The sequence below is a fragment of the Kluyvera sp. STS39-E genome (assembly GCF_040932435.1).
GTDB lineage: Bacteria > Pseudomonadota > Gammaproteobacteria > Enterobacterales > Enterobacteriaceae > Kluyvera.
Genome location: NZ_JBFQGA010000015.1, coordinates 39,146 through 64,940, shown reverse-complemented (window position 1 = coordinate 64,940; position 25,795 = coordinate 39,146). Strand labels below are relative to the sequence as shown.

Genomic DNA, 25,795 nt, shown 5'->3' with positions numbered 1-25,795 from the left:
TTTTATATTCTTATGGGCACGTTTGAAATGTGAGCAATATCACTATTGTTGTTACGCTTATTAGTAATACGTAGGAATGCGATCGAGGTAAAAGTTTTTAATAACCAAAAGTAAAAAATTAAACTTTTTTTGATTGAAAGGGCAATAAAAAACCCGACCGCCGAAGCAGTCGGGTTTTCAAAGTGGCCGTACTTAGAAGAACTTACGCAAATATTCGGTCAGGCACAGAATCGCCATTGCTTGGCCGTACGGCATTGAGGTCAGCGGGATCTCGCGGTAGAAATCGAGGTTAGAACCCATTCCGGTACCAAACGAGGTCTGCATCAGCTCCCCTTCAGGTGAGACGTGCTCAACAATCCCTTTCATCGCCTTCTCCGCCACTTCGGCATACTCAGGCCCCACGTAGCGTTTACGCACCGCTTTGAGAATGCCGTAGGCAAAGCCGGCGGTCGCTGAAGCTTCCAAATAAGAGTTAGGATCGTCCAACAGCGTATGCCACAGGCCGCTCTGGTCCTGACACTTCGCCAGCGCCGCAATTTGCGCATTCAGCACCTGCACCAGATAACGACGCACTGCGTTATTTTCTGGCAGGTCCACAAGCTCGAGGAAATCCGGAATGACGATAGTCAACCAGCTATTGCCGCGTGCCCATCTTGCATTGGCGAAGTTATGGTTGCCTTCATAGCTCCAGCCGTGGAACCACAGGCCGGTTTCCCGGTCCATCAGGTTCTGCACATGCAGCATAAACTGATACACCGCTTCTTCCACGTATTGCGGACGGTTAAGCAGCTTGCCGATTTTCGCCAGCGGCAGAACGGTCATCATCAGCGTGTCATCCCACATTTGCTGATGGTTTTCCTCGGCAAGCGTAATGTGCTGCATACCGCCGTGCTCAGTGCGCGGCATGTCGTTCATTGCCCACTCGGCCCAGCTATCAAGCCATGGCAGATACGCCGGGTTACCCGTCTCTTCGTAGCGATAGGCCAGCGTCAGGAACGGCGCCATGGTATTGACGTTCTTAGTCGTTGCACCTTCGGCAAAACGGTCGGCAAACCAGCTATCGATGATGTCGCGCATCGCGATATCGCCGGTCTGCTGGTAGTACTGGTAAATACCGTACAAACCGACACCGTGGGTCCACTCCCAGCCGGCCCAACCTTTCGTGTCAATCACACGGCCATCGTCGAGACGCAGCAGAAATTGGCCAGTCTCATCCTTGATGTTCACCAAATTGTTCGTCACCGTCTGAATCAAGGCTTTCAGCTCTTCCCGGGAGATAAAGTGCTCCGGTTGACGTAATAATGGGCTATGTTTGACGGGCCAAACTTTCATATCTTTAACCTCTGTTGTAAGTCGAATTCAATGGTGTTGCCTGCTTCAAAGAAGGTGCGGCAGGTTTATTACGATTCAGGTAGCCAATGTTGTTATTACCCCACAGGCATTCATAAGGCATCCCCGCCAGCATTTCGACGGTGGCACGCGCCTGCGGCGTTACAGATTCAGGCATCGCGTGGCCGGTAGTGCGCATTTTGGCGGTTTCTTCACGCAGTACGCTGTGGGTTTTCAGGTTCAGCTTGAAGCGTAAAGAGACCAAGAAACCGCAGATCAGTACCACAATCGTGCCCATACTGAGGATCATCAAAATGGTATGGCTTACTTCCGGTGGCTGCACTTTCTGGCCTGAAACAAAACCTGACAGCTGCATGATGATCCCCACCAGCATAACGGCGCCCGCCTGAGAAGCTTTGCGGGTCAGGGTCATGATCCCAGCGAAGATCCCTTCGCGGCGCTGGCCGGTAATGACTTCATCCACATCAGAAATATAGGTATAGGTGTTCCACGGTACATAGTTGATCCCGCCACGGCCCAGACCGGTGATGGCGGAGATAAGCAGCAACAGCGCGTAGATATCGCTCATACCCGCGTAGTAGAGCGCAGCGTAGGAGATCGAGCCGAGGCCAAATAGCACCACCACCATCCGATATGACGGCGCCGGTCCAAAACGAATACACAGCGGGATCATGGCAATAACGGCGATGAACTGGAAGATAGCCATCGTACCGAGCAGGTTGGACGCCATTGACGCTTCCTGCATCAACACAAAGACCACGTAATAGGTGAAGACGGCGTTAAACACGTCCTGGGCAATATAGCCCCCGAGGTACATCCCCAGGTGCTGACGGAAAATTTTAATACGCAGCGTTGAGCTAAGTTCAACAAACAGACGGTTCATGCTCTGGGTAAAGGAGAGATGTTTCTTCTCTTCTTCCGCCTTCAGCGCCGCTTCGGTCCACTCTTCGCGCGGACGCTCCCAAGTAAAGAACCAGACCAGCGTCAGCATGATGGCGCACAGCACAGAGAACACCAGACTGGCGTAGAAGAAGGAGACCGCATTGTCTTTGCCAAAATGGTTTAACAGAATACCCGGCAGGAAGGAGGCCAGAATCGCCGACATCTGCGCCATGCCGATACGCGCGCCGGAGAATTTGGTCTTCTGTTTGAAATCGTCGGTCATTTCCGGCACCAATGTTTCGTATGGCACCAAAATCATGGTGTAGACCACGTCAAAAATCAGATACGTGACGAGGTAGTACCAGAAACTCATGTCCCCTATCCACATAAAGGAATAGCTGAACACGCAAGGGATCCCCAGCAGGATAAAGAACTTACGGCGACCAAAACGCTTACCAAACCAGGTAGAGCCAAAGTTATCGGTCAAGAAGCCCATTAACGGGCTCACTACCGCGTCCAGAACCCTTGCCGTGGCAAAGATAAACGTGGCTTCAATAGGAGATAATCCACAAAACGTGGTGTAGAAGTAGAGAAGCCAGGCGGCGGTTAGCGCGGTAGTTCCCGCGCCGAGAAAATCGCCCGAGCCGTAGGCGAAGTAGTTCGCCAATCCAATTTTTCGCGTTCTAGTCATTAGCCGTCAATCCCGTGTCTTTTATTATGAATCTCCCCCGGGTAAGCCAGGGCTATGCCAAAAGGAGTACTGACACGGCTACAGTAAAAGTAAGCGTGATGGGATACCTTCCTATTTCTGCCAGCCCATTAGCGGGATTGGCAAAAATGCAAAGAGTCATGGCACAAGTGTCACTGATTTATAAAACAACGTTTCTTTACTTTCAAAAGCGGGGGTCAGAAATGCGAGGTCGCCACCAGAATCCGGTGGCGATTGGTGAAAAGCGCAGCGATTAGCGGTAGTTAACAATAAGTTGGATGCTTTGCACCCGCAGGGCTGGGATTAATCTCCCGCCGCCCGGAACTTCCCAAATAAAACGAAACGGCTCCGCCGCCGACACTTGGCTAAACGCCATTGTGGTGCCGCTGAGCCCATCCAGTTCAACGCAGCGGGTAAGCGAACACAGCCTAGTACGCAGCCCGGCGGGAGTCGGACCATTTAACTGGATGGTCCAAGCCACGCGCGTAGTCATCCCCTGGACCGGTTGGGAAGAGGCCAACGGCACGGAAGATGCCGCTTGGCCGCGATGATTCAGCGTGACGCCCATGGCGCTGGCCTGCCAAGCTCCCTCGCCCGCCGCCTGCGCCCAAAAGGGCACACACAGTAACAGTAGCCATTTAGCCATTATTTCCCTCCAATGGTCGCCGTCATACGGATATTTCGGTTATCGGACAGCTCCAGATTCGACAGTACCACCAGCTGCGGCAGGCTGCGACGCAGGAAGCGCGACAGCAGCGGACGCAGAGCGTGATTAACCAGCAGCACCGGCGGTGCGCCAAGCATTTCCTGACGCGCCAGCGCCTCCTGCGACTGGGCCAGCAAACGGTCAGCCAGCCCCGGCTCCAAGCCACCGCCGCCCTGCAATGCCTGCAGCAACAGGCGTTCCAGTGGAGTATCCAAACCGATAACCTGCACTTCGTCATTACCCGGGAACCAGCGTTGCGTAATCGCACGACCCAGCGCCACGCGCACAACAGACGTCAGCTCGCCCGGATCGGCCTGAATCGGCGCATGTTCCGCCAGCGTCTCCAAAATGGTGCGCATATCGCGGATTGGCACCTTCTCATCCAACAGATTTTGCAACACCTTGTGCAGCGTGGTGAGCGTCACAACGCCCGGAACCAGATCCTCTGTCAGCTTAGGCATATCTTGTGTTACGCGATCAAGCAGCTGCTGCGCTTCCTGACGGCCAAACAGTTCCGATGAATGCAGGCTTATCAGATGGTTGAGATGCGTTGCCACCACGGTACTGGCTTCCACCACCGTGAAGCCCTGAATCTGCGCCTGCTCTTTCAGCGCGCTTTCAATCCAGATGGCGTCCAACCCAAACGCCGGATCGGTCGTCACCTCGCCGGGAAGCGTACCCGCCGCAGTGCCGGGGTTGATCGCCAACCAACGTCCCGGATAGGCTTCACCGCTGCCAATTTCGACGCCCTTAAGCAAGATGCGGTAGCGGGCCGGCGACAGATCCATGTTGTCGCGGATATGCACCACCGGCGGCAGGAAGCCCATTTCCTGGGCAAACTTTTTACGGATGCTGCGAATGCGCCCTAAAAGCTCACCATCCTGCTGGAAGTCCACCATCGGGATCAACCGATAGCCCACCTCCATGCCCAGCGTGTCCTCAAGCTGCACATCGCTCCAAGTGGCCTCAACCGCTTGGGTTGTGTTCTCTGCGGCTTTCACCGGCTGCGGCTGATCCGGTGCCTTAATTTCACGGCCACGTACCCACCACGCCAGCCCCAGCAGCGCGGCGGTGAACAGTAAGAACACAAAGTTTGGCATACCCGGCACCAAGCCAAGCAAACCGAGCACCCCTGCGCTGAGCATCATCACCCGCGGGTTACTGAACAGCTGGCCCACCATCTGCTCGCCGACGTCCTGATCGGTACTCACGCGGGTGACGATAACGCCCGCTGCAGTCGAGATAACCAGCGCCGGGATCTGAGCGACGAGACCATCACCGATGGTCAGCAACGTATACGACTCCGCCGCTTTGCCCAGCTCCATCCCATGCTGCAGTACACCCACCAGCAGACCGCCGATGACGTTAATCACCATAATAAGGATGCCGGCGATGGCGTCACCGCGAACAAACTTACTGGCACCGTCCATAGAACCGTAGAAATCCGCTTCCTGCGTTACCTCAGAGCGGCGTTTTTTCGCTTCATCTTCCCCGATAATGCCGGCATTGAGATCGGCATCGATCGCCATCTGTTTACCCGGCATCCCATCAAGGACGAAACGTGCGCCAACTTCCGCAATACGCCCCGCCCCCTTGGTGATAACCATAAAGTTGATGATGACCAGAATCACGAACACCACGATCCCGATAGCAAAGTTACCGCCGACTAGGAAATGACCAAACGCTTCAACCACCTTACCCGCCGCGGCACCGCCGGTATGTCCTTCCATGAGGATAATACGGGTCGAGGCCACGTTCAGTGCCAAGCGCAATAGCGTGGTGAACAGCAAAATGGTCGGGAAGGCGGCGAATTCCAGCGTCCGCTGGGTGAACATCGCCACCAACAGCACCATGATGGAAAGCGCGATGTTAAAGGTGAACAACAGGTCGAGTGCGAACGCTGGCAGCGGCAGCACCATCATCGACAGAATCAACAGGATCAGCACCGGACCGGCGAGCACCTGCCATTGGGTTGATTTCAGGTTGCTGGGAAGACGCAACATTGCGACAAGATTAGCCATCAGAGTCCTTCTCGTTCAAAAAATCCAGTGCCTCAGGCACCGGTAAGTTATCCGGTTTTTTCGGCTGCGTGCCGCCTGCCAGTTTCCAGCGTTTCAACTGCCATACCCATGCCAGCACTTCCGCAACGGCAGCGTACAAAGCGCCGGGGATCTGCTGGCCGATATCCGCATGACGATACAGCGCTCGCGCAAGCGGCGGCGCTTCCAGCATCGGAATACGATTCTCTTCGCCAATTTCGCGAATGCGCAGGGCCACCAGCCCCGCACCTTTCGCCACCACTTTCGGGGCGCTCATTTTGTTTTCGTCATACTGCAATGCCACCGAATAGTGGGTTGGGTTATTAACGATAACGTCGGCTTTTGGCACATCGGCCATCATCCTGCGCCGCGCCGCCGCATGCTGCATCTGGCGGATACGGCCTTTAACGTGCGGGTCGCCTTCGCTTTGTTTAAATTCATCGCGAATATCCTGACGCGACATGCGCAGTTTTTTCAGATGGCTGTGGATCTGCCAAAAGACATCAAAACCGACCATCGGGATAATCCCTAACGCCACCAGCAGCGCGCATAGGCCGACCATATTCAGCGCATTGCCCATGGCGGCGAACGGCGATTCGCTCACCAGACGCATCATCTGCGGCCAGTGAAACCACATAAACATGCCCGCCACGCTGCCCATCAATACAGCCTTCATAATGGCTTTCATCAACTCCGCCGCCGTTTGCGCTGAGAACATGCGCTTAATGCCGGGCAACGGGTTTAGCTTGTCGAACTTGAAGGCCAGCGATTTGCCGCTAAACACCAAACCACCGAGCATCATCGGCGCGATCAACGCCACCACGACGCAGCCAACAATCAGCGGCATCAGGCCAAACATGGCCTCTTTTAACAGTTGAATGATTTGTCCGAGAATGAGATTGGGATCGCTGATAATGCTGTGATCGAAGCGCAATCCTCCCGAGAGAAGATTCGCCAAACGACGGGCAAGGGACTCCCCGCCCAGCCAGATAACACAAACACCCACCAGCAACATCAGTAACGATGTTAGCTCGCGGGATCGCGGTATCTGCCCTTCCTCTCGTGCTTTTTCAAGCTTTTGGGGTGTGGGGGCTTCTGTTTTGTCGTCGTCGCTCTCTTCTGCCACTGCCTACGCCCATTGCCATGGTGGAACATCGATCGTGCCAGAAACGCAGGTATCCAATGGGTCGAATAGCCTCGATAACGCCCGCTTATTGTCTCATTTGTCAGATAACGGACTTTTTTTACCCATCAGAGATGTCATTTTCGGAATAAGAGAAAATAATCCGTATATTGTTAACAATAAACATTTAAAAAATAAACAAATCCTCGTCTACCGAAGTAAATTACGGATAAAGCATCAGCATTTAGAATATATTAGACCTGCATAATAAAAATCATTTATGACAGTCCAAATTATTGTCACTCCATTGACGATTGCGACATATTTACGCTTATCAAAGCTACGCAACTTTGATTACAATCCATCTCGTGACCTATACCACATAATATATTTATCAGATTATTAATAATATGTTATGTATTGACCCCACCTCCTATTTGAAATAAATTCTATTCGATAAAATATTATGGATTACCACCATTAAGGATCTATGGTTATGGACATTAAAGTAACGGCAATATCCACCATCCTGCTTGCGCTCACTTCAGCTCCCGCCTTCGCCGCTGAAAACAACGCCGGTAAAATTCATTTCACCGGTCAAATTGTCGAACCCAGCTGTGTTATTGAAGGGGATACCGGAACAGACAGTACCGTCGATTTAGGCACCTGGGTGAAGTCGACGTTTGGCACCATCGGCGCTGAATCCTCGCTAGCCCCCTTTATCATTACTTTAAAAGACTGCCCCGTAACAAGCGACGGCCTTCCTATGGTCCAGCTTACTTTTAACGGAACAACCACGGAGACAGGCTCAGATACGCTGCTGGATGTCAGTAAAATCACCACAGAAGGTACCACCGCTGCAACAGGGGTGGGTATTGCCGTGAGCGAGGAAGGCAGCGATACGACGCTTATTAAAATGGATGGCACTGAAGGACAAGTCTTTATACCACTTCCCTCAACTGCAGGTACCAGTATTACGGCCAGCCTCAACGCGCGTTATAAATCATACGCCGCCGCTGTCACCGCTGGCCCGGCGGATGCGGATATGACTATAAATATAGTTTATCATTAATATAAAATTATTGATTTAGAAAATATCATTTCATCAAAAAGATGAGGCGGAAAATAGCCACGCCCCCGCACTGACTATTTCCCGCCAACGGAACACAACTATCAAATATAAGTTGAGATTATGCGTACGGTATCTCAGATTTTATTATGCATTCCTCTAATAGTGACTTCCGTTAGCTACGCGGCGGGTATTCAGATTGGCCGCACGCGCTTGGTTTATAACGCCGAAAAAAAAGAGATCGCCCTGCCGATAACTAATAAAGAGCAAGAACTGCCGTGGCTGGTGCAGTCCTGGACCGACACTGGCGACGGGAAAACTCGCGGGCCGTTTATCGTCACCCCGCCACTATTTCGTCTTGACCCACAAAAAGAGCAAAGCCTGCGTATTGCCTGGAACGGTATGCCGCTTCCCACCGATCGAGAGTCGCTGTTTTACATGAACGTGCGCACCATTCCCGGCGCGGATAAAGTCGACGAGGGGAAAAACATGCTGCGCCTGAACTACAAAACGCGGCTCAAGCTATTCTTTCGCCCGCGCGATCTTCCCGGCTCGGCGGAGGAAACCTGCCAGAAGCTGCGCTTTACCCGCCGTGGCGATCAGTTAACGGTGATTAACGATGGCGCGTTTCACAGTGTGTTCGACTCCTTGCAGCTTGGCAACAGTAAGCTGGAGAAAGCCGATATGGTCGCCCCGCACGCGCGGGCCGATATCCCGCTGCCGAAAAACGCCCAGGGTAACAGCGTAAGCTGGCGCTGCATTACCGATTACGGCAATGCGTCGGATAAGCACACCACCATGCTGACGCAGGGTTAATCGTTTGATGCTCGCACCGGGCCCTTCGCTACGACGTAACCGGCACCGCTGGCGGCTTAGTCTGCTTAGCGTCGCGCTGCTGGCCGCCATTGGCACGGCAAACGCCCGCGAGTATGGCTTTTCGCCGACCTCGCTGGAAGGCAACGGCATCACGCAGCAGGATATCGACCTTTCCCTGTTTTCGCAGTCTGGCGCGCAGTTGCCTGGCGTGTATGCCTCGCGCATTCGGGTGAATGGCAACCTGCTGGACGACACGAACATCACCTATCTTGCCCACGACGGCGGCGGTCTGGCGCCGCAGCTTACGCCCGCGATGCTGCGCAAGTGGAACGTGGCGGTAGATAAATACCCTGAATTAGCCGCGCTTGACGCCACAAAACCGTTGCCCAAACCGTTGGGCAACTATATTCCGCAGGCGCTGGCGGAGCTTGATTTCACGGCGATGACGCTGCGCCTGAGTATTCCACAGGCTGCGCTGGCGGGCATGGGCAAAGACTATATTGACCCGTCACGCTGGGATGACGGCGTGCCCGTCGCCTTTGCCAACTACAGCTTTTCCGGCTCGCAAAACCAGGACAGCAACCACAGCACCAGCCGCAACCAATTCCTGAACTTGCGCAGCGGCATGAACCTGGGCGGCTGGCGGCTGCGCCATTATTCCACCTGGAGCAACACCGACGGCAGCCAAAGCTGGGAGGCCATCAACACCTATTTACAGCACGATATCGACACCCTGCGGGCGCAGTTTACCGGTGGCGAAAGCAGCACTCGCGGCGATGTGTTTGACAGCGTGCAATATCGCGGCGTGAACCTCGCCTCCGACGACGAAATGCAGCCTTACAGCGAGCGCGGCTATGCGCCCACCATTCGCGGCATCGCCAGCTCCAACGCCGAAGTGTCGGTGCGCCAGAACGGTTACCTTATCTATCAGCAAAATGTCGCCCCCGGCGCGTTTGAAATTAACGATCTCTACTCCACCACTAACAGCGGCGATCTGGAGGTGACCATCAAAGAGGCCGACGGCAGCGAGCGTCACTTTACCCAGCCCTATTCCAGCGTCGCGGTGATGCAGCGCCCCGGGCATTTTAAATACGAAGTGACCGCCGGACGCTACCGCGCCGACAGCGACAGCGGCCAGCACGAGCCGGCGTTCGCCCAGGGCAGCCTGATTTACGGTGTGCACAACGCCATTACGCTGTTTGGCGGCGTCACCGCTGCGCAAGACTATCAGGCGCTCAACAGCGGCGCGGGCGTAGCGTTGGGGGAATTTGGTTCGCTGTCTGCTGACGTGACGGTAGCGAAAACAACGCTCGATAACGACACCCAGCACAGCGGCCAGTCTTACCGCCTGCTCTACACCAAGAAAATTGACGCTACGGATACCAATCTGACGCTGGCCAGCTATCGCTACTCCACCCAAGGCTATTACAGCTTTGCCGATGCCAACCAGCGTTACGACGGCAATGAAGACGACCTGATGTTCAACTACAACAAACGTAACCGCGTGCAGGCCAGCATCAGCCAGAGCGTGGCGGGCGCCAGCCTTTACCTGAGCGGTTATCAGCAGGATTACTGGAGTACGTCATACAAAGAACGCAGCCTTTCGGCGGGCCTGAACACCACAATTGGCGACATCAGCGTCAACCTAGCTTACTCCTACAGCAAAAGCGACGGCCAGCAGGGCGACCAGATGTTCTCCTGCGGCGTGAGTATCCCGTTAAGTAAATGGCTGCCGAACGCCAGGAGCAGCTACAGCCTCAGCAACAGCAAGCATGGCGATACCCAGCAAAACCTTGGCGTCAGCGGTACGCTGCTGGATGACAACCGTCTGAGCTACTCGTTCCAGCAAAGCCATACCAACCACGGCGGCGGCGATGCCAGCAACCTCAATGGCGGCTATAGCTCGCAGTATGCCAACTTCAACGCCGGTTACGCCTACGGCTCGGATAACACGCAGCGCCTGAATTACGGCGTTAGTGGCGCGCTGGTCGCCCACCCGCACGGCGTGACGCTGGCGCAGCCGCTCGGCAGCCAGTTTGCTATCGTCAGCGCCAGCGGCGCAACAGGCGTGCGCTTCCAGAACCAGCGCGGCGTGCGTACCGACTGGCAGGGCAACGCGGTGATCCCATCGTTAACCCCGTATCAGGAAAACCAGATCCGCGTTGATGCCAGCAGCCTGCCGGAAGATGTCGATACCGGTGAAACCGCCGTGACGGTGATCCCGTCGCGCAACGCCGCCGTGAGCGCCACGTTTGAGGCACACGTCGGTTATCGCGTGCTGCTCACCTTAACACGCCCCAACGGCGCGGCGGTGCCGTTTGGCGCGATGGCGACGGTTAAATCGCTGGCCATCAGCGGTATCGTGGATGATACCGGCACACTCTACCTCGCGGGCGTGGCCGATCAGATGCCGCTCCAGGTGCAGTGGGGAAATGCGCCGGATCAACAGTGTACCGCCACCATCAACCTAGCCGCCGAACAGCAGGCCGCCAGCCCGAACGGCATCCGTTACCTGCACGCTACGTGCCAGCAGCTCTCTCAACAGGCGCAATAATATGAAACCATCACTCACCCTCTTTTTATCTATCGCCCTGTCTGGCTTGCTGATCTCCGGCACGGCGCGGGCCACCATACTCACTAACTGTTTTGCTGCGGGGATACAACGCTACGACATCCTGCTCAACGATGACATCGAATCCGCCAATAACACCGCTGGTAATATCATTGGCCCTGCCGGGAATGTTGATTCGCCCATTGTCGCTACAGGGGGCGCGGCAGTGGAAGCCAGCTGCAAGTGCCCTCCTAACGTGATTAGCACGACGAACATCTATGAGTACCAGTGGGTAGGAAGCCCGCTGGCTACCGGTGTCTCTGTCGGTGGGGTCAATTATGGTTTTCTGACCGAGAACCTCGATGTGCATGTTGAAGGCGTCTATCAGGCCGCCAACCATTCGGATGATATCTCGGGGGTCAGGATTCCCATCACCGAGTATCCGACAGTGACGAGAAACAGAGCGCAGTCGGGCCAGAAAAAACCAAGTGCTTACAATGTCTGTCACGATATGCCTGTTGGCGTGACGGTGGCGCAAAATACCTACAAATGGAGTGTGATCAGCGCCAAGATGTATATCAAAAAGCCTATTCTCGGCGTGGCAACCATCCCTCAGACTATCGTGGTGCAATACTATGAGTCTATCTGTTACACCAATACGACGGGCTGTGCCACCGCTGACTTCCAATACGCAACGCATGTGGCCGATGTTTATCTGGGCGGCACCCTCTCCGCGCCGCTGAGTTGCACCATCAATGCCGGAAGCACTATTGAGGTAGATTTGGGCAATATTGTCAGTTCGCAGTTTGTCACCCGCGGGCAGCCGCCTTCCGGTTACGCGCTAAAAGCGGTGGACATCTCTTACCACTGCGACGGTAACGCCGTCGGCAAGAGCGACAAAATCAAGCTGACGTTAACCGCCGATCAAGGCGTGGTGGATAACAGCAATGCGTTAATCGCCAAATTGATCGGTCGCGATGACCTAGGAGTGAGGGTGTATACTGAAGACAGCCAGAACGTGCAGTTGGACGGCACATATGAATTCCCGGTCACGGTAGATGAAAGCGGCGATGGCACCGTGCATATTCAGGCTGCCCCGGTCAGCACCACTGCCGCCCGCCCCACGGCGGGGAAATTCGAGGGGAATGTGACGGTGAAGATGGATTTAAAGTGATAGCGGCTCAGGAACTGCACGTTGTTTACTATCAGTGTTTTCCTGCGCTGACTGGCAACGGCGCCTTGCCGCCGTTGCCATCATCTGACTAACGCTGGAAGATGATCCGATAACGTCCCGACCCCACCTCAGCGCAATAGCCCGCCGCCGTTGGCGTAAAGTCGATATCATCCGTCTCCAGCACAGTATGTGCGCGATCGAGAATCAACGTAGAGCGGGTATTGGCCGGGATTTTAACCTCAAGCGTCACGGTTTGACACCCCTCAACCGAATCGAGAGTCCAGTCAACGTTGATATCACCATACACCGATGTATAACGGGCCTTCAGCCAGGTAAGATCCCCTCCAGGGATGGGGTGCAGTACGGAACGTTTGAATCCCGGTGCGGCCTCTTGCGTATTGATCCCTGCTGCTGCGCGGTATAACCACTCTCCGATAGCACCATAGGCATAATGATTAAACGAGTTCATGTCCGGGCTCCACATGGTGCCGTCCGGCTTCATCCCGTCCCAGTGCTCCCAGACAGTGGTCGCCCCGGCCTTGACCTGATAAAGCCAAGAAGGGAAATCATCCTTCATCAGCAGTTGCCACGCCGCATCGGCCTGACCGTTCTCACTGAGCGCATGGCAGAAGTATGGCGTACCGACGAACCCAGTCACCAGATGACCATCCTGCTCTTCCAGCAGCGCCAGCAGGGTTTGCACCGTGCGCTCACGGTAGGCCTCCGGTACCAGTTGGAAGTACAGCGCCAGAATGTGCGCGGTTTGCGTTCTCGCCGCCAGCCTGCCGTTCGGGGTGAAGAACTCGCGGTGGAAGCTGTCAACAATCGACGCATGCAGTTCCTCGTAGCGTTCAGCGTCTTCCATATGACCGAGCACTTTCGCTGACTTTGCCAGCAGTAGCGTTGATAACGCATAGTAAGCCATGCAGGTTAACTCGTTCGGCGTCGCGCCAAAATAGCTCCCCTCGCGGGCATCCAGCGCCACCCAGTCGCCAAACTGCAGCTTCCACGACCACATATTGTCGACCGCATTTGCCCTCATGAATTCCACCCACGCCTTCATGCTGCCGTACTGGCGTGCCAGCGTTTGAGTATCGCCATACATCAGATATAGCGTCCATGGATTAATCACCGCCGCATCGGCCCACGCAGCGGACGAGTGGGTGCGGCCATGAGACAGGAAGCGGTCGTTATCGCATTTACCGGTCAGGATATCGGGGATCACGTGCGGTACACCGCCTTCAGCCGTCTGATCATGCGCAAGATCCGCTAACCACTTAGCAAAGAAGGTGTGCGTCTGCATCAGATAGCTGGCGGTACGACAGAAAATCTGTGCATCACCCGTCCAGCCAAGGCGTTCGTCACGCTGCGGGCAATCCGTTGGGATATCGACAAAGTTTCCCTTCAGCCCCCAGAGAATATTGTGATGCAACTGATTAAGCTCAGCATTTGAGGTTTCAATGGAACCGGTCGGGGTCATCGCTGAATGCAGAACCACCGCCACAAAATCGTCAAGTTTCGGTGTTCCCGGCCAGCGTTCAATCATCACATAACGGAAGCCCTGGAAGGTAAAGTGCGGATGATATCGCTCCTCTTCCCCCCCGCGCAGGGTGTAGTCAACCCGCTGCTTTGCCGTTCTCAGGTTCGCCAGATAGACGTTTCCCTCCGCGTCCAGAACCTCAAAATGGCGCAGCGATACGTTATCGCCCTCGGCCCCTCGCACCTTAAATTCGACCCAACCGCTGAGGTTCTGGCCAAAATCAAGCACCGTTTCCCCCTTCGGCGTAGTGAAGAGCGACCACGGAGCGAGCCGCTCTATTTCCCTTACCGGGCAAGCGGTCTGGGGTTGCAACACCGCACGGTCCACGGCAAGTACGCTCACCGTGCGCCAGCCCCGGGCGTCAAAGCCCGGTTCACACCAACCGCGTTGTTCGCGGCGCGCATCATAAATTTCGCCGTCGTAAATTTCGGAGAACAGAATCGCCGAGTCGCTTGCCTGCCAGTCAGCGCCGCTGGCGATCACCTGCTGGCTCCCGTCACGCAACGTCACCACCAGGTGACAAATAAAACCAGTTTGCTCGCCGTAGTAATTACGGTAGCGGTTAAAGCTCATATCACCTTTATACCAGCCGGCACCCACCATCGCGCCAATGGTATTGTCCCCACGGCGCAGACGCTCAGTGACGTCCCAGGTCTGGTACAGTAGATGATGATGATAGCTGGTCCAGCCCGGCGCGAGCTCATCGCACCCCACCTTTTCGCCGTTGATCCACAATTGATACAGCCCCAGCGCGCTGGCGTGAACCACCGCAGAGACAATATCGTTGGCCTGCGGCAAACTAAAATCATGGCGCAGCAGCGTCCCTTTTGAGACGTCCTTCTCCTGCGGCGTTTCCGCAGAGATAAAATCGCCCTGCCACGCCGCGGCAGGTAGCCCGGAGATAAATGAAGCTTCTGGGCTCCAGTCGCTTGCCTGTCCGTGATTATCGGTAATCTTCACCCGCGCGTAGTAGCGGGTTGAAGGGGCGCATTCGATATCCGGCAGGATGATGTTATTGGAGCGTTCGTCGTGAATGTCGCCGCTGTCATACAGTAGTTCATCAAACTGCGTCGACGCTGCCAGCTGCAACCGCCAACTGCGCTGAACAACATTGCGCAGAGCACTACTGATAGTCCAGCCGAACACCGGGAGCGTTTCACAACCCGCCAGCGTGGTTTCATAATTAAGCGTTACTTTTTCTACGGCCAACATAGTGATTTCCTCAATGACTTAATTTTTCAGGCTTTTACCTGCATGGTGTCGCGTGAAGAAACGGCGCTCCCGGGCGTGGCGACCATTTCCGTTTCTGCATTGAATTCATTGCGCTGCCTGCCGTGGAAGCAGAGCCAGCCGATGATCATCCCGGCCACGACAATTGCCGTTAGCAGGCAATAGAGAACTATCGGTCCGGCGCTCAGCAACACCGGCGTCACGAAGGCCAGCAGGCCGCAGGTCAAACGCGCCACGCCAACAATCACCCCTTGGGCGGTAGCGCGCAGCATGGTCGGGAACGACTCCTGAGCCCACACTTTCATAATCCCTTCAAAGGCAAAGCCGGTGCCGATATTGGTAAACAGCAGGCAGCAGAACCAGGAGAGAGGGGAAAAATTAAGCAGTACAGGCACGAAGTAGCCGCAGGACATCATCACCGCGCCGAAGATAAAAAAGGGAATACGTTTGTCGGTATCCACAATGCGCATAAACAGCAGACCCGATGCCACGCTCACGGGCAGAATAAGCAGTCCCCACAGCGAGTTTGTGCTGACCGAAATGCCGACAACGTTGACGGCCACAAAGGTGCCAAACTGCCCGCCGGTGTTAGCAGCCAGATTGGTGAAGGTGTAAAAGGCGCATAGCGAGAGAAACGGCCACAGATATTTAGCGTCCAGCAGGTCACGCCAGCCGCTTTTCTGTGCGCGAACGGTCGCCACGCCCCGCCGCTGTTCATCGCGCGCGGCAAGCCATAGCGGCGATTCGGGAATTGACCAGCGCAGAATAAGCAATACCGCTGCCACCAGACCGACGTGCATATACATGATTTGTGCGCCAATCTGCCCCCAGTCGCCTACCACCGCCGAGATACCCATCGTTGCGCCGATACCCACCAGCCAGAGCAGATTCGACAGACCGATAATCTTGCCGCGATTGTCGTCAGAGGCAGCCTCCGATATTGTCGCCAGCGAAACCGGTAAATCGGCTCCTGTCGCCAACCCCACCAGCAGAGTGCCAAGCAGCAGGAAATGGAAGCTCAGTCCAAAGGCTAACGCTAGTGTACCGAGAACGATCATCGCCATGGTGATAATAAAGACATTACGCCGTCCGATACGGTCACCAAGACGTCCACCGCAGAACGCTCCGGCGGCAATACAGAGGGTTAATAAGCCAGATAAAATGCCAATTTCCAGCGCAGTAATGCCAATATTTTTTTGATAAATAACCAATGCGGTACCATTAGAAACAATGGCCGCCGAGTCTATATACGATGCCATTCCTGACACCACCCCAATATACCAAGGGCCGGGCGTTTTATTTTTTGCCATGACGAATCCCTTAATGCTGAGAGCGAAAGGAGAAGCGTGCAGAATCCCCTCTCACGATGATTGTTGAGATAAAATTGCAGTCGTTTGATTGTCGTTATTAGCCGAAAATCAGATCCGCGTTAACACGCGAGAATGCAGTTCCCGTTCATGAGTCGGTGAGTAATTAAAATATCGTCGGTATGATTCGGTTAATCTAATTCCATTCATAAAACCGCAGCGGGCGGCTATTTCGCTCACCGTTTTATCGGTAGTACGTAGCAACTCCTGAGCTTTAAGGACACGAAAAAGCATCTGAAATTTCACCGGGGTATAGCCGGTAATGCGTTTAATAAAGCGAAACATCGTGCGCCGTGCGATACCGTTGTCATCGCTAAGTGCGCCCCAGTCGAGCTGCCGAAGGCTGTTAGATTTGAGCGTTCGGATAAGGCTCGCCCTTCCTCTCTCTTCGGCGTTAAGCGTCTCCGTCTGGCGCCCACACTGACAAAGCGTGTTGACAACATTGAGGAATGCCACTTCACACTGCGAAAAATAGATCGCGTCGTAGTCGTTCTCGTTACGTGCAACGATCTGTTCGCTCCATGCCTCGATGTTGGCCAGCGCACGCGAAGTCAGGGAGCGGTCATTGCGTGATTGCAGTTGCGTTTTCACGCTTTGCAGCAAGGTGTCGATATTCTGTAAAAAATGAAAGTTATGATGTCTGCGAATTAATATATTAATCACCGAAAGATGATTAGTGGAAACGTAGCTATGAGTATCATTTTTTGTGACGAGAAAGAAATCGCCCTTACAAATAAAGTGGACAATGTCATTAACAATATGAAACCCGCTTCCATCACGAACAATAACCAGTTCATCAAATTCATGCCCATGCACGCCTTCCATTAGCTGGTTGTTCATAGTGAAAAGGCAAAATGCATGTTGATCAGAGTGAAAGAAATCACTATCTCGTAGTATCCGCATGAGCACTCCCGAGTTTATTTTGGTAATAACATTCCGACCTTAACTAATAGCAAGGATTAATAAATAAATATTGTTGCAGGTCTCATTGATAACTATTTAAGCGTAATAATTATGACTAGTCTATATATCGGGGTGGCACTCAGACGTAAGCCAGCGTGACGCTGGCTTCATTTTCGGGAAATGTAGATACGGGTGAAGCGATATTTCCCCGGCATCGCATTCGTTCGGCCGGACTACGGGGATATGGCGTTTGAATCGTTATTGGTAGCCCGCACGAGGTGCGCAGCACCGGCACCGGAGGGTTCCCGGCGTCGCGTTGCTCGGCCGGGCTACAGTGACTTTAGAAGCCGAGGCTATCCAGCAGGTCGTCTACCTGATCCTGGCTGGCAACTACGCCAGCTTTGGAGGTGTCGACCTGTGGTCCGTTAAGCAGGCTGTCGTTTTCACGCTTCTGGCGTGCGCCTTGTTCCGGGATGTTTTCCAGCAGTACCATCAGTAGCTGGCGCTCGATTTCTTGAATCACATCCATCATGCGCTTGATAACCTGACCGGTCAGATCTTGGAAATCCTGCGCCATCATGATTTCGAGCAGTTGGGCGTTGGTAAAGCTGGTGTGCCCCGGTACCTCGCTGAGATATTTGCGCGTATCGCCAACCAGTTCGCGGGCATCCGCCAGCTCAATCGGGTTTTCAAACCACGCATCCCAACGCGTACTAAGGGCTTTCGCCCCTTTTTCCATTTCGTCTTGATGTGGCTGTGACGCTTCCACGCTGTTGAGCGCGCGTTCAGCGGCCTGCGCGGTCATCTGCACCACGTAATCCAGACGATCACGGGCATCCGGGATCGCTTCTGCGGCTTCGGCAATCGCCTGATCCAGCCCCAGCTCACGCAGACTATCACGCAGCATTCGGGTCAGGTTGCCAATACGGCTAATTATATCCGCGGCAGAATGTTCTTCGCCGGGCTTAATGAAAGATTGCATCATGGTCGTCACCTTACATGCCCAGTTTCTCGAATATTTTGTTCAGTTTTTCTTCCAGAGTCGCCGCGGTAAACGGCTTAACCACATATCCGCTGGCACCGGCCTGCGCGGCAGCGATGATGTTCTCTTTCTTCGCTTCTGCCGTCACCATCAGTACCGGCATCGCCGCCATTGCGCCATCGGCACGAATGGTTTTCAGCAACTCCAGTCCGTCCATATTTGGCATGTTCCAGTCAGAGATAACAAAGCCAAATCCACCCGCATGCAGTTTGTTCAACGCATCCACGCCGTCCTCGGCTTCTTCAACGTTGTTAAAACCAAGCTCTTTAAGCAGGTTACGCACGATGCGACGCATGGTGGAAAAGTCATCCACAACCAAAAACTTAAGCTCTTTATCCGCCATAAAATAATTCTCCTGAGTCAAATACGTATTGCCTGTCCGGCACTGATTTTCGCCAGCATCTGCTGGCTTACTTGGCTAAGATCGACCACTTCGCTGACGCCACCGGTATTGATGGCCTCACGCGGCATGCCGAACACCACGCAACTGGCTTCATTCTGCGCAATAGTCCAAGCGCCAGCTTGGTACATTGCCAGCATCCCGGCCGCACCGTCGTTGCCCATGCCGGTGAGAATCACCCCTACGGCGTTGCGCCCCGCGTGCTTCGCGACCGAATGAAACAGCACATCTACCGACGGGCGATGGCGATTAACCGGCGGCCCGTCGTGAATTTTGATTTGATAGTTCGCCCCGCTGCGCGCAAGTTCCATATGCTTGTCGCCCGGCGCAATGTAGGCATGGCCTGGCAACACGCGTTCGCCGTCTTCCGCTTCCTTAACCGTTATCTGGCACAGCTTGTTAAGACGTTCGGCAAATGAGCGGGTAAAGCCCGGCGGCATATGCTGGGTAATGAGCAGCGCGGGGCTAGAGAGCGGCAGCGGCTGCAGCACGTGGCGAATCGCTTCGGTTCCGCCGGTTGACGCGCCAATGGCGATGAGCTTTTCAGAACTCAGCAACGGGCCGGCTTTGAGCGTGGTGGTGGCCGGTAATGGCTTATGCGCAGAGATCTTCGCACGTGAAGCCGCCCTGACCTTTTCAGCAATGGTCTCGCTGTAGGCCAGCATCCCTTCGCGAATGCCCAACTGCGGTTTGGTGACAAAATCCACCGCCCCCAACTCCAGCGCGCGAAGCGTTATTTCAGAGCCTTTGCCGGTGAGTGAAGACACCATCACAACCGGCATCGGACGCAGGCGCATCAGCTTCTCAAGGAAATCGAGACCGTCCATGCGCGGCATTTCGACATCCAGCGTCAAAACATCTGGGTTGTATTTTTTGATGAGATCGCGAGCCACCAGCGGGTCCTGCGCCGTCGCCACCATCTCCATATCATCATGCTCGTTGATAATTTCCGTCATGATTTGCCGCATCAGCGCCGAATCATCAACGGCCAGCACCCTGATTTTACTCATGCTCTTCCCTTACTTAGCGCATAGACCGTTTGTCCGCGCAGGCTGAATTCACGGGCAATATGGCTGAAGTTCTCCGAATGTCCGGCAAACAGCAGGCCATCAGGTTTCAGCAAAGGCACAAAGCGTTTTAAGATCTCGTGCTGTGTCGCCTTATCGAAATAGATCATGACGTTGCGGCAGAAGATCGCATCAAACGGCCCGGATATCGCGTAGTGCGTGCTCAGTAGATTCAGGGAACTGAAATCCACGTAGTTCGCCAGCTCAGAACGCACGCGCACCAGCCCATCGTGTGGGCCAGTGCCGCGCATGAAATAGCGCTGTAACTGCTGCTGAGAGAGCGTTTTCAGCTCATCCAGGCGATAAATTCCACTCTGCGCTTTTTCCAACACTTCGGTGTCGATGTCACTGGCTACCACTTTCCAGCGCCCCGGTGCGGTGCCGAGCGTATCGGCCAACGTGATGGCAATGGAGTAAGGCTCCTCACCCGTTGATGCCGCCGCACTCCACACCCGATATTCCCCCTGCCTACGCGCTGCGTGCTCAGCAAGCGTTGGGAAGTGGTGCGCTTCGCGGAAGAACGCCGTCAGGTTAGTGGTCAGCGAGTTAATAAATGCCTGCCACTCTGCGCTGTCGCCGTTGGCTTCCAGCAGACTGAGATAGTGACCAAAATCATCCAAGTTCAGGGTCCGTAAACGCCGAACGAGGCGGTTATAAACCATGTCACGTTTATGATCCGCCAGCACGATCCCAGCGCGTTGGTAGATCAATTGACAGATCCGACGAAACTGCGCGTCGGTTAGCGTCAGGCGCTGCGTCAGCTGACTCAGTAATTGCGATTGCCCATTTGGCAGAGATACAGTCATAGCGCCTTCTTACATCACATCATTTCAGGAAACAGCAGGTATGGCAGACAGCGTGATGCTCTCAAGCGGCGCTTCTGCCTTCACTTCTTCAAGCTCAAATACGGAAACTACGGTTGTCAGGTGGTCTGCCTGGCTCGCCAACTGCTGCGTTGCCGCCGCGCCCTGCTCGACCAGCGCGGCGTTTTGCTGCGTCACCTGGTCCATCTGGCTTACCGCCTGCGCGACTTGCTCAATCCCACGGCGCTGTTCGTCGGACGCGGAGGCAATTTCGCCCATGATGTCGTTCACCCGAGTGACCGACTGAACAATTTCCGTCATCGTTTTCGCGGACGTTTCGACCAGCGCAGAACCTTGCTGAACCCGAGATACCGACTCTTCAATCAGCACCTTAATCTCTTTGGCGGCCTGGGCACTGCGGCTGGCAAGGTTACGAACCTCCCCAGCAACCACGGCAAATCCACGCCCTTGTTCACCGGCTCGCGCCGCTTCTACCGCCGCATTAAGGGCCAGAATGTTGGTCTGGAAAGCGATACCGTCGATAACGCTGATGATGTCGCTAATTTTCTTCGAACTGGTGGCGATGTTATGCATAGTTTGCGCGACGTGGCTGGCCTGTTCGCCGCCACGTTTGGCGGTGTCTGCTGCCCCGTGCGCCAGATCGGACGCTTGGCGGGCGTTGTCGGCGTTCTGGCTGACCGTCGCCGTTAGCTGCTCCATGCTGGCCGCTGTTTCGGCAAGCGATGCCGCCTGCTGTTCGGTGCGCGCCGAGAGATCGTTATTACCGGCGGCAATTTCTGAAATGCCGGTATGCATTGCATTGCTGCCTTGGCGAACCTGGTCCACGGTTTGACGCAGGGATTTTTGCATCGCTTTGAGGCCAGCAAAGATGGCGCTAATTTCGTTGTCACCGAAAACGGAAACCGGGCGCGCCAGATTGCCTTTGGCAATGCTGTCAAAATGGCTGCTGATAATCGCCAGCGGCGTGACAATCATATGGCGAACCCACCACAGCGCCCCGACGGTCATCAGCACAGAAATAATTACCATCGCGATAAACGTTATCGTTGAACGATGATAGTCACTCTGGCTTTCGCGTTCGGCGGAGGCGACGTAGTTCTCAATGTTTTTGCGCCAGTTTTCATAGTCGTTGTCGAACTGGTCTTGCGATTTTTGTACCGGTGCGGCAACAAACTCCGCCAGCTGGTTGTTTTCAAGCCACGCGGTCTGGTGCGCCAGCATGTCATGCCATGCGGTAAACGTTTTTGCCGTCTGGCTTTGCAGCGCTTCGTCATGACTGCCCATCAGCGGCAGAGCCATAAAACCTTTAAACAGGGCATCTGCCTGCGACAGTTCCTGCTTCACATCATCTATCATGCTGCGCACTTCGGTCGGCGGATAACTGAGCGCCGTCAATGTGCCTGCTTTGTTCAGCATGTTGCTCGCCTGCAGCATCGCCGCACGCGATTCCGTTAGCGTATTGAGCTGCTGGCTGCTCTGGTCAACCTGGTTAATGTTGTTTTGCCCATCGCGAAACGCCCAAAAGGAGAGCCCATTACTGCCAATTTGCAAAATCCCGCAAATAATCAAAATCAGAAATAACGTGGTAGAGATTCGAATACGATAAAGCATCACCACACTCCTAAAAGCGGCAATTACCGCGGATATTATTAAAAGGTTTCCCAATTATTATCGTGTCGGCTGCTGACCGTCGCCGCCAGACGCGATGGCGTAGGCAACGCGGGTGCCGTGTTTTGCGTACTTTTTCCAATCGCCGCCGGACTTAGACGAAACGCCGCAACCGCCTGATTAAGCCGTTGGGCCTGATCTTCCAGCGCAGCGGCGGCACTTGCCGACTCTTCCACCAACGAGGCGTTTTGCTGCGTCACGCTGTCCATTTCGGCAACGGCAATGGCCACCTGATCGATACCACGGCTCTGTTCATCGGAAGCGGAGGCAATTTCGCCCATGATGTCGGTCACACGGGTTACCGCATTGACGATATCGGTCATGGTTTCACCCGCGCTTTCAACCAGTACCGATCCGGTATCGACACGGGAGACAGAATCTTCAATTAATGCTTTGATTTCTTTCGCCGCCTGCGCGCTGCGGCTGGCGAGATTACGCACTTCACCGGCAACCACCGCAAAGCCGCGTCCCTGCTCACCGGCACGGGCCGCTTCAACGGCGGCGTTCAATGCCAAGATATTGGTTTGGAAGGCAATGCCGTCGATGACGCCGGTGATATCGGAAATTTTCTGCGAACTGGCGGCGATTTCATGCATGGTTTTCACCACGCCGTTGACCACGTTGCCGCCACGTTGGGCGGTTTCGGATGCACTTAATGCAAGGTGCGACGCCTGACGCGCATTTTCCGCGTTCTGTTTCACCGTGGCGGTCAGCTGTTCCATGCTGGCAGCGGTCTCTTCCAGCGAGGCGGATTGCTCTTCCGTACGCGCAGAGAGATCGTTATTGCCCGCGGCGATTTCGCTGGTGCCGTGATAGATGGCCTCCGCGCCTTCACGCACATGGGTGACCGTATCGGTCAGCGAGTTCTGCATATGGGTGACGGTATCGCCAAGCTCGGTAATTTCGTTGCGCCCGCGCAGCGTTAAACGCTGAGTCAGGTCGCCCGCCGCGATATGGCGGATATGTTCCATCACCGACGCCAGTGGCTTGAGCAGGACCGCGCGAATACCAAACCACGCACCAACCATCACCAGTACCAGTACCACGGCCAGTGCAGCCAGTTGCCAGCGGGCAATCTGGTAATCACTGCTGCTAGTGGTAAAGGCGTGCTGATAGAGGGTTTCACTTTGATTGGAATATTGGGTCATCGCCTCGCCTAAGGCGTTTTGCATCCCCTGAGTCGGTTGGGCGAAATAAGCGTCCATGTTGCCGCTTTCCAGAAAGCCCACCAGTTCCCCAAGCGCCGCCGCGTAATTTTTGTAGCTCTTGGTGACCTGCGCGCTGGTTTCCGTCATCGAAGCCGGTGGTGTCAGTTGACTAAAGCGTTCGAAGTGACTCGCCGCCTGTGACAGCGTGGTTCTGGCGTTTTTCAGCAGTTCGTTTTTGGCGCTGCTCTGCTGATTATTACTGTCCATCATCATCCGCGCCGACGAGCGGCTCAGGTTGATGCGGGTTTGCAGCATCAGGTCCCAGGCTTTGGTTAATTCTGTTTGCTGCGTGCGCAGCGAATTGGACAGCGTAAAGCTTTGCTGATTTTGGTGTAGCGAGGAGAACAAAAAGCTTCCCGAGATTAACTGCAGAAGTGCGAAGACGACCAGCACCAACATCAGCAGTGTGACAACGCGGATACGGTTTAACATACAACACCTTCTCTATATTCAGTTATCGCTGTTATCGGCATCCTAAAAAGAAACTTTACGTGCCCTCAGGGTAAAAATCGCAGGCCGGAGAAGGGGTTCGTGCGGGGTGATTCGCGAGTGACTGAATAACAACGATTTTTATAAAACATAAAAAAAAGTTGTAAATAACCTTACTTTCATACAATTTATGTAATGAATGAATTGATGGCATTACATAATAAAAAATCATTTTTTCATCGCGGGGCAATTTCGTAATCTGACGGGGTATTTTTTGTGGCAAACGCAAACAAACTCACGATTTTCATCGTGATTTTCATGCTGGCGGGTATTCTCACCGGCGCAATGATCCATTCCTATGCATCAGCAACCACCATCGAAGTTTGGTCTGGCAACATCACACTGTTCACCGATATATTCCTGCGGCTAATCAAAATGGTGATAGCACCGTTGGTCTTTAGCACCCTTACCGTCGGGATTATGAAGCTCGGTGAAACCTCCACTATTGGCCGCGTCGGCGGTAAAGCGATGGTCTGGTTTATCAGCTCTTCGGTGCTGTCTATTCTGGTGGGCCTGTTTATTGTGACGTTGCAGCATCCTGGCAGCGGTCTGAATTTAGCGATTCCTAAAGACACGGTAGATACCGGTCTGGCGGTCAGCGGGATGAGCCTGAAAGGGTTCTTGTCTCATACCATTCCCACCAGCATCGTCGGTGCAATGGCGGATAATGAAATCCTGCAGATCGTGGTGTTCTCGATGTTCTTCGGTATCGGCGGCGCATCGCTCGGTCAGAAGTTCAATGCCCCCCTGGTAGCCGCGCTGGACGTGGTTTCCCATATTATGCTCAAGGTCACCGGCTACGTGATGTACGTTGCACCGCTGGCGATTTTTGCCGCCATCTCCTCGGTCATCGCGACGGAAGGCCTCGGCATTTTGCTTAACTACGCCTCGTTTATCGGCGGCTACTACGTGGCGATTGTACTGACCTGCTGCGTGCTGGTTGCTATCGGGTATATGGTGCTGAAGAAGGAGGTGTTCCGTCTGCTCAGCATGCTTAAAGATCCGGTGCTGGTTGCGTTCACCACCAGCAGCTCCGAAGCGGCCTACCCAAAAACGCTTGAACAGCTGACTAAATTTGGCTGCTCGCGCAACATCGTCTCTTTTGTTTTACCTATCGGCTATTCGTTTAATCTCGTTGGTTCGATGGTGTACTGCTCTTTCGCCTCCATGTTTATCGCCCAGGCGTATAACATTCATCTGAGCTTCTCTGAGATTGCCGTGCTGATGCTGACGCTGATGCTGGCCTCCAAAGGGATTGCCGGGGTACCGCGCTCTGCGCTGGTGGTGCTGGCGGCAACCATTCCAAGCTTTAATATCCCGGTTGCCGGGATTTTGCTGCTGATGGGGATTGACCACTTCCTCGATATGGGACGTTCGGCAATTAACGTGCTGGGTAACGGCGTGGCGACGGCGATGCTGTCGCAGAACGAAGGTCAACTGGCGCAAGAAGATCCCGAGTTGGCGCAGCAGAACGTCTGATGACGCGGCCTAAACAAACGCCGTGGGCTGCATAAAACATCGCCGCCATTTAGCAATCCACATAAAGCGTGCACACAAAAAGCCAGACCATCCGGTCTGGCTTTTTCAATTATTGGCCTTTCATTTCGCCGCAGTAATTACACGATGAACCTTATCATT

The 25,795-nt window shown here is 54.4% G+C and carries 19 protein-coding genes; 5 read left to right on the top strand and 14 right to left on the bottom strand.

The window, feature by feature from the left end; all coding sequences use genetic code 11:
• Window positions 1-192: 192 nt before the first annotated feature.
• The 5 genes from AB4K05_RS23695 to flhB form a co-directional block, all read right to left on the bottom strand.
• The gene (locus AB4K05_RS23695; protein WP_368482142.1) at window positions 193-1,332 is read right to left on the bottom strand and encodes a glycoside hydrolase family 105 protein; all 1,140 of its coding nucleotides are present in this window, start codon (window positions 1,330-1,332) and stop codon (window positions 193-195) included.
• Window positions 1,333-1,336: 4 nt separating this feature from the next.
• Window positions 1,337-2,923 carry an MFS transporter gene (locus AB4K05_RS23690; protein WP_368482141.1) on the bottom strand — a complete coding sequence of 529 codons (1,587 nt, stop codon included), beginning with the start codon at window positions 2,921-2,923 and terminating at the stop codon, window positions 1,337-1,339.
• Between the two features lie 271 nt (window positions 2,924-3,194).
• A complete protein-coding gene (locus AB4K05_RS23685) occupies window positions 3,195-3,587 on the bottom strand; it encodes a flagellar protein FlhE (protein ID WP_368482140.1) in 393 nt (130 codons plus the stop codon).
• Window positions 3,587-5,668: a flagellar biosynthesis protein FlhA gene (gene flhA / locus AB4K05_RS23680; protein WP_368482139.1), complete on the bottom strand. Its 2,082-nt coding sequence runs from the start codon at window positions 5,666-5,668 to the stop codon at window positions 3,587-3,589. The genes AB4K05_RS23685 and flhA overlap by 1 nt, the downstream gene beginning before the upstream one ends.
• Complete coding sequence (gene flhB, locus AB4K05_RS23675) at window positions 5,661-6,812, bottom strand: flagellar biosynthesis protein FlhB (RefSeq protein WP_368482138.1); 1,152 nt, start codon at window positions 6,810-6,812, stop codon at window positions 5,661-5,663. The genes flhA and flhB overlap by 8 nt, the downstream gene beginning before the upstream one ends.
• Before the next feature lie 493 nt (window positions 6,813-7,305).
• Between flhB and AB4K05_RS23670 the strand changes: the two genes are divergently transcribed.
• The 4 genes from AB4K05_RS23670 (at window position 7,306) to AB4K05_RS23655 (ending at window position 12,419) form a co-directional block, all read left to right on the top strand.
• Window positions 7,306-7,881 carry a fimbrial protein gene (locus AB4K05_RS23670; protein WP_368482137.1) on the top strand — a complete coding sequence of 192 codons (576 nt, stop codon included), beginning with the start codon at window positions 7,306-7,308 and terminating at the stop codon, window positions 7,879-7,881.
• A gap of 120 nt (window positions 7,882-8,001) precedes the next feature.
• Entirely contained in the window at window positions 8,002-8,694 is a 693-nt protein-coding gene (locus AB4K05_RS23665; protein ID WP_368482136.1) for a molecular chaperone, read from the top strand.
• Window positions 8,695-8,701: 7 nt separating this feature from the next.
• Window positions 8,702-11,248: a fimbria/pilus outer membrane usher protein gene (locus tag AB4K05_RS23660; protein ID WP_368482135.1), complete on the top strand. Its 2,547-nt coding sequence runs from the start codon at window positions 8,702-8,704 to the stop codon at window positions 11,246-11,248.
• Window position 11,249: 1 nt separating this feature from the next.
• Window positions 11,250-12,419 (top strand): fimbrial protein, encoded by a 1,170-nt coding sequence (locus AB4K05_RS23655; RefSeq protein WP_368482134.1) that lies wholly within the window; start codon window positions 11,250-11,252, stop codon window positions 12,417-12,419.
• 88 nt (window positions 12,420-12,507) lie between these two features.
• On the opposite strand, the gene AB4K05_RS23650 is transcribed toward AB4K05_RS23655, so the two are convergent.
• The 9 genes from AB4K05_RS23650 to tar form a co-directional block, all read right to left on the bottom strand.
• Window positions 12,508-15,171, bottom strand: a complete 2,664-nt coding sequence (locus AB4K05_RS23650) for a family 78 glycoside hydrolase catalytic domain (RefSeq protein ID WP_368482133.1) — start codon at window positions 15,169-15,171, stop codon at window positions 12,508-12,510.
• A 26-nt stretch (window positions 15,172-15,197) separates the two neighbouring features.
• Window positions 15,198-16,499 carry an MFS transporter gene (locus AB4K05_RS23645; RefSeq protein ID WP_368482132.1) on the bottom strand — a complete coding sequence of 434 codons (1,302 nt, stop codon included), beginning with the start codon at window positions 16,497-16,499 and terminating at the stop codon, window positions 15,198-15,200.
• A gap of 108 nt (window positions 16,500-16,607) precedes the next feature.
• A complete protein-coding gene (locus AB4K05_RS23640) occupies window positions 16,608-17,459 on the bottom strand; it encodes a helix-turn-helix domain-containing protein (protein WP_368482131.1) in 852 nt (283 codons plus the stop codon).
• 340 nt (window positions 17,460-17,799) lie between these two features.
• Window positions 17,800-18,444, bottom strand: a complete 645-nt coding sequence (gene cheZ, locus AB4K05_RS23635; protein WP_368482130.1) for a protein phosphatase CheZ — start codon at window positions 18,442-18,444, stop codon at window positions 17,800-17,802.
• 10 nt (window positions 18,445-18,454) lie between these two features.
• On the bottom strand, window positions 18,455-18,844 hold the full coding sequence (gene cheY / locus AB4K05_RS23630) for a chemotaxis response regulator CheY (RefSeq protein ID WP_368482129.1): 390 nt from the start codon (window positions 18,842-18,844) through the stop codon (window positions 18,455-18,457).
• Window positions 18,845-18,861: 17 nt separating this feature from the next.
• Window positions 18,862-19,911: a chemotaxis response regulator protein-glutamate methylesterase gene (locus AB4K05_RS23625; RefSeq protein ID WP_368482128.1), complete on the bottom strand. Its 1,050-nt coding sequence runs from the start codon at window positions 19,909-19,911 to the stop codon at window positions 18,862-18,864.
• Window positions 19,908-20,774 (bottom strand): protein-glutamate O-methyltransferase CheR, encoded by an 867-nt coding sequence (cheR, locus tag AB4K05_RS23620; protein ID WP_368482127.1) that lies wholly within the window; start codon window positions 20,772-20,774, stop codon window positions 19,908-19,910. The genes AB4K05_RS23625 and cheR overlap by 4 nt, the downstream gene beginning before the upstream one ends.
• Before the next feature lie 24 nt (window positions 20,775-20,798).
• Window positions 20,799-22,403 carry a methyl-accepting chemotaxis protein gene (locus AB4K05_RS23615; protein ID WP_368482126.1) on the bottom strand — a complete coding sequence of 535 codons (1,605 nt, stop codon included), beginning with the start codon at window positions 22,401-22,403 and terminating at the stop codon, window positions 20,799-20,801.
• Window positions 22,404-22,441: 38 nt separating this feature from the next.
• Window positions 22,442-24,100 (bottom strand): methyl-accepting chemotaxis protein II, encoded by a 1,659-nt coding sequence (gene tar / locus AB4K05_RS23610; protein WP_368482125.1) that lies wholly within the window; start codon window positions 24,098-24,100, stop codon window positions 22,442-22,444.
• 273 nt (window positions 24,101-24,373) lie between these two features.
• Here tar and AB4K05_RS23605 point away from each other — a divergent pair, with 273 nt between their 5' ends.
• Entirely contained in the window at window positions 24,374-25,636 is a 1,263-nt protein-coding gene (locus AB4K05_RS23605) for a dicarboxylate/amino acid:cation symporter (protein ID WP_368482124.1), read from the top strand.
• Window positions 25,637-25,795: the final 159 nt, after the last annotated feature.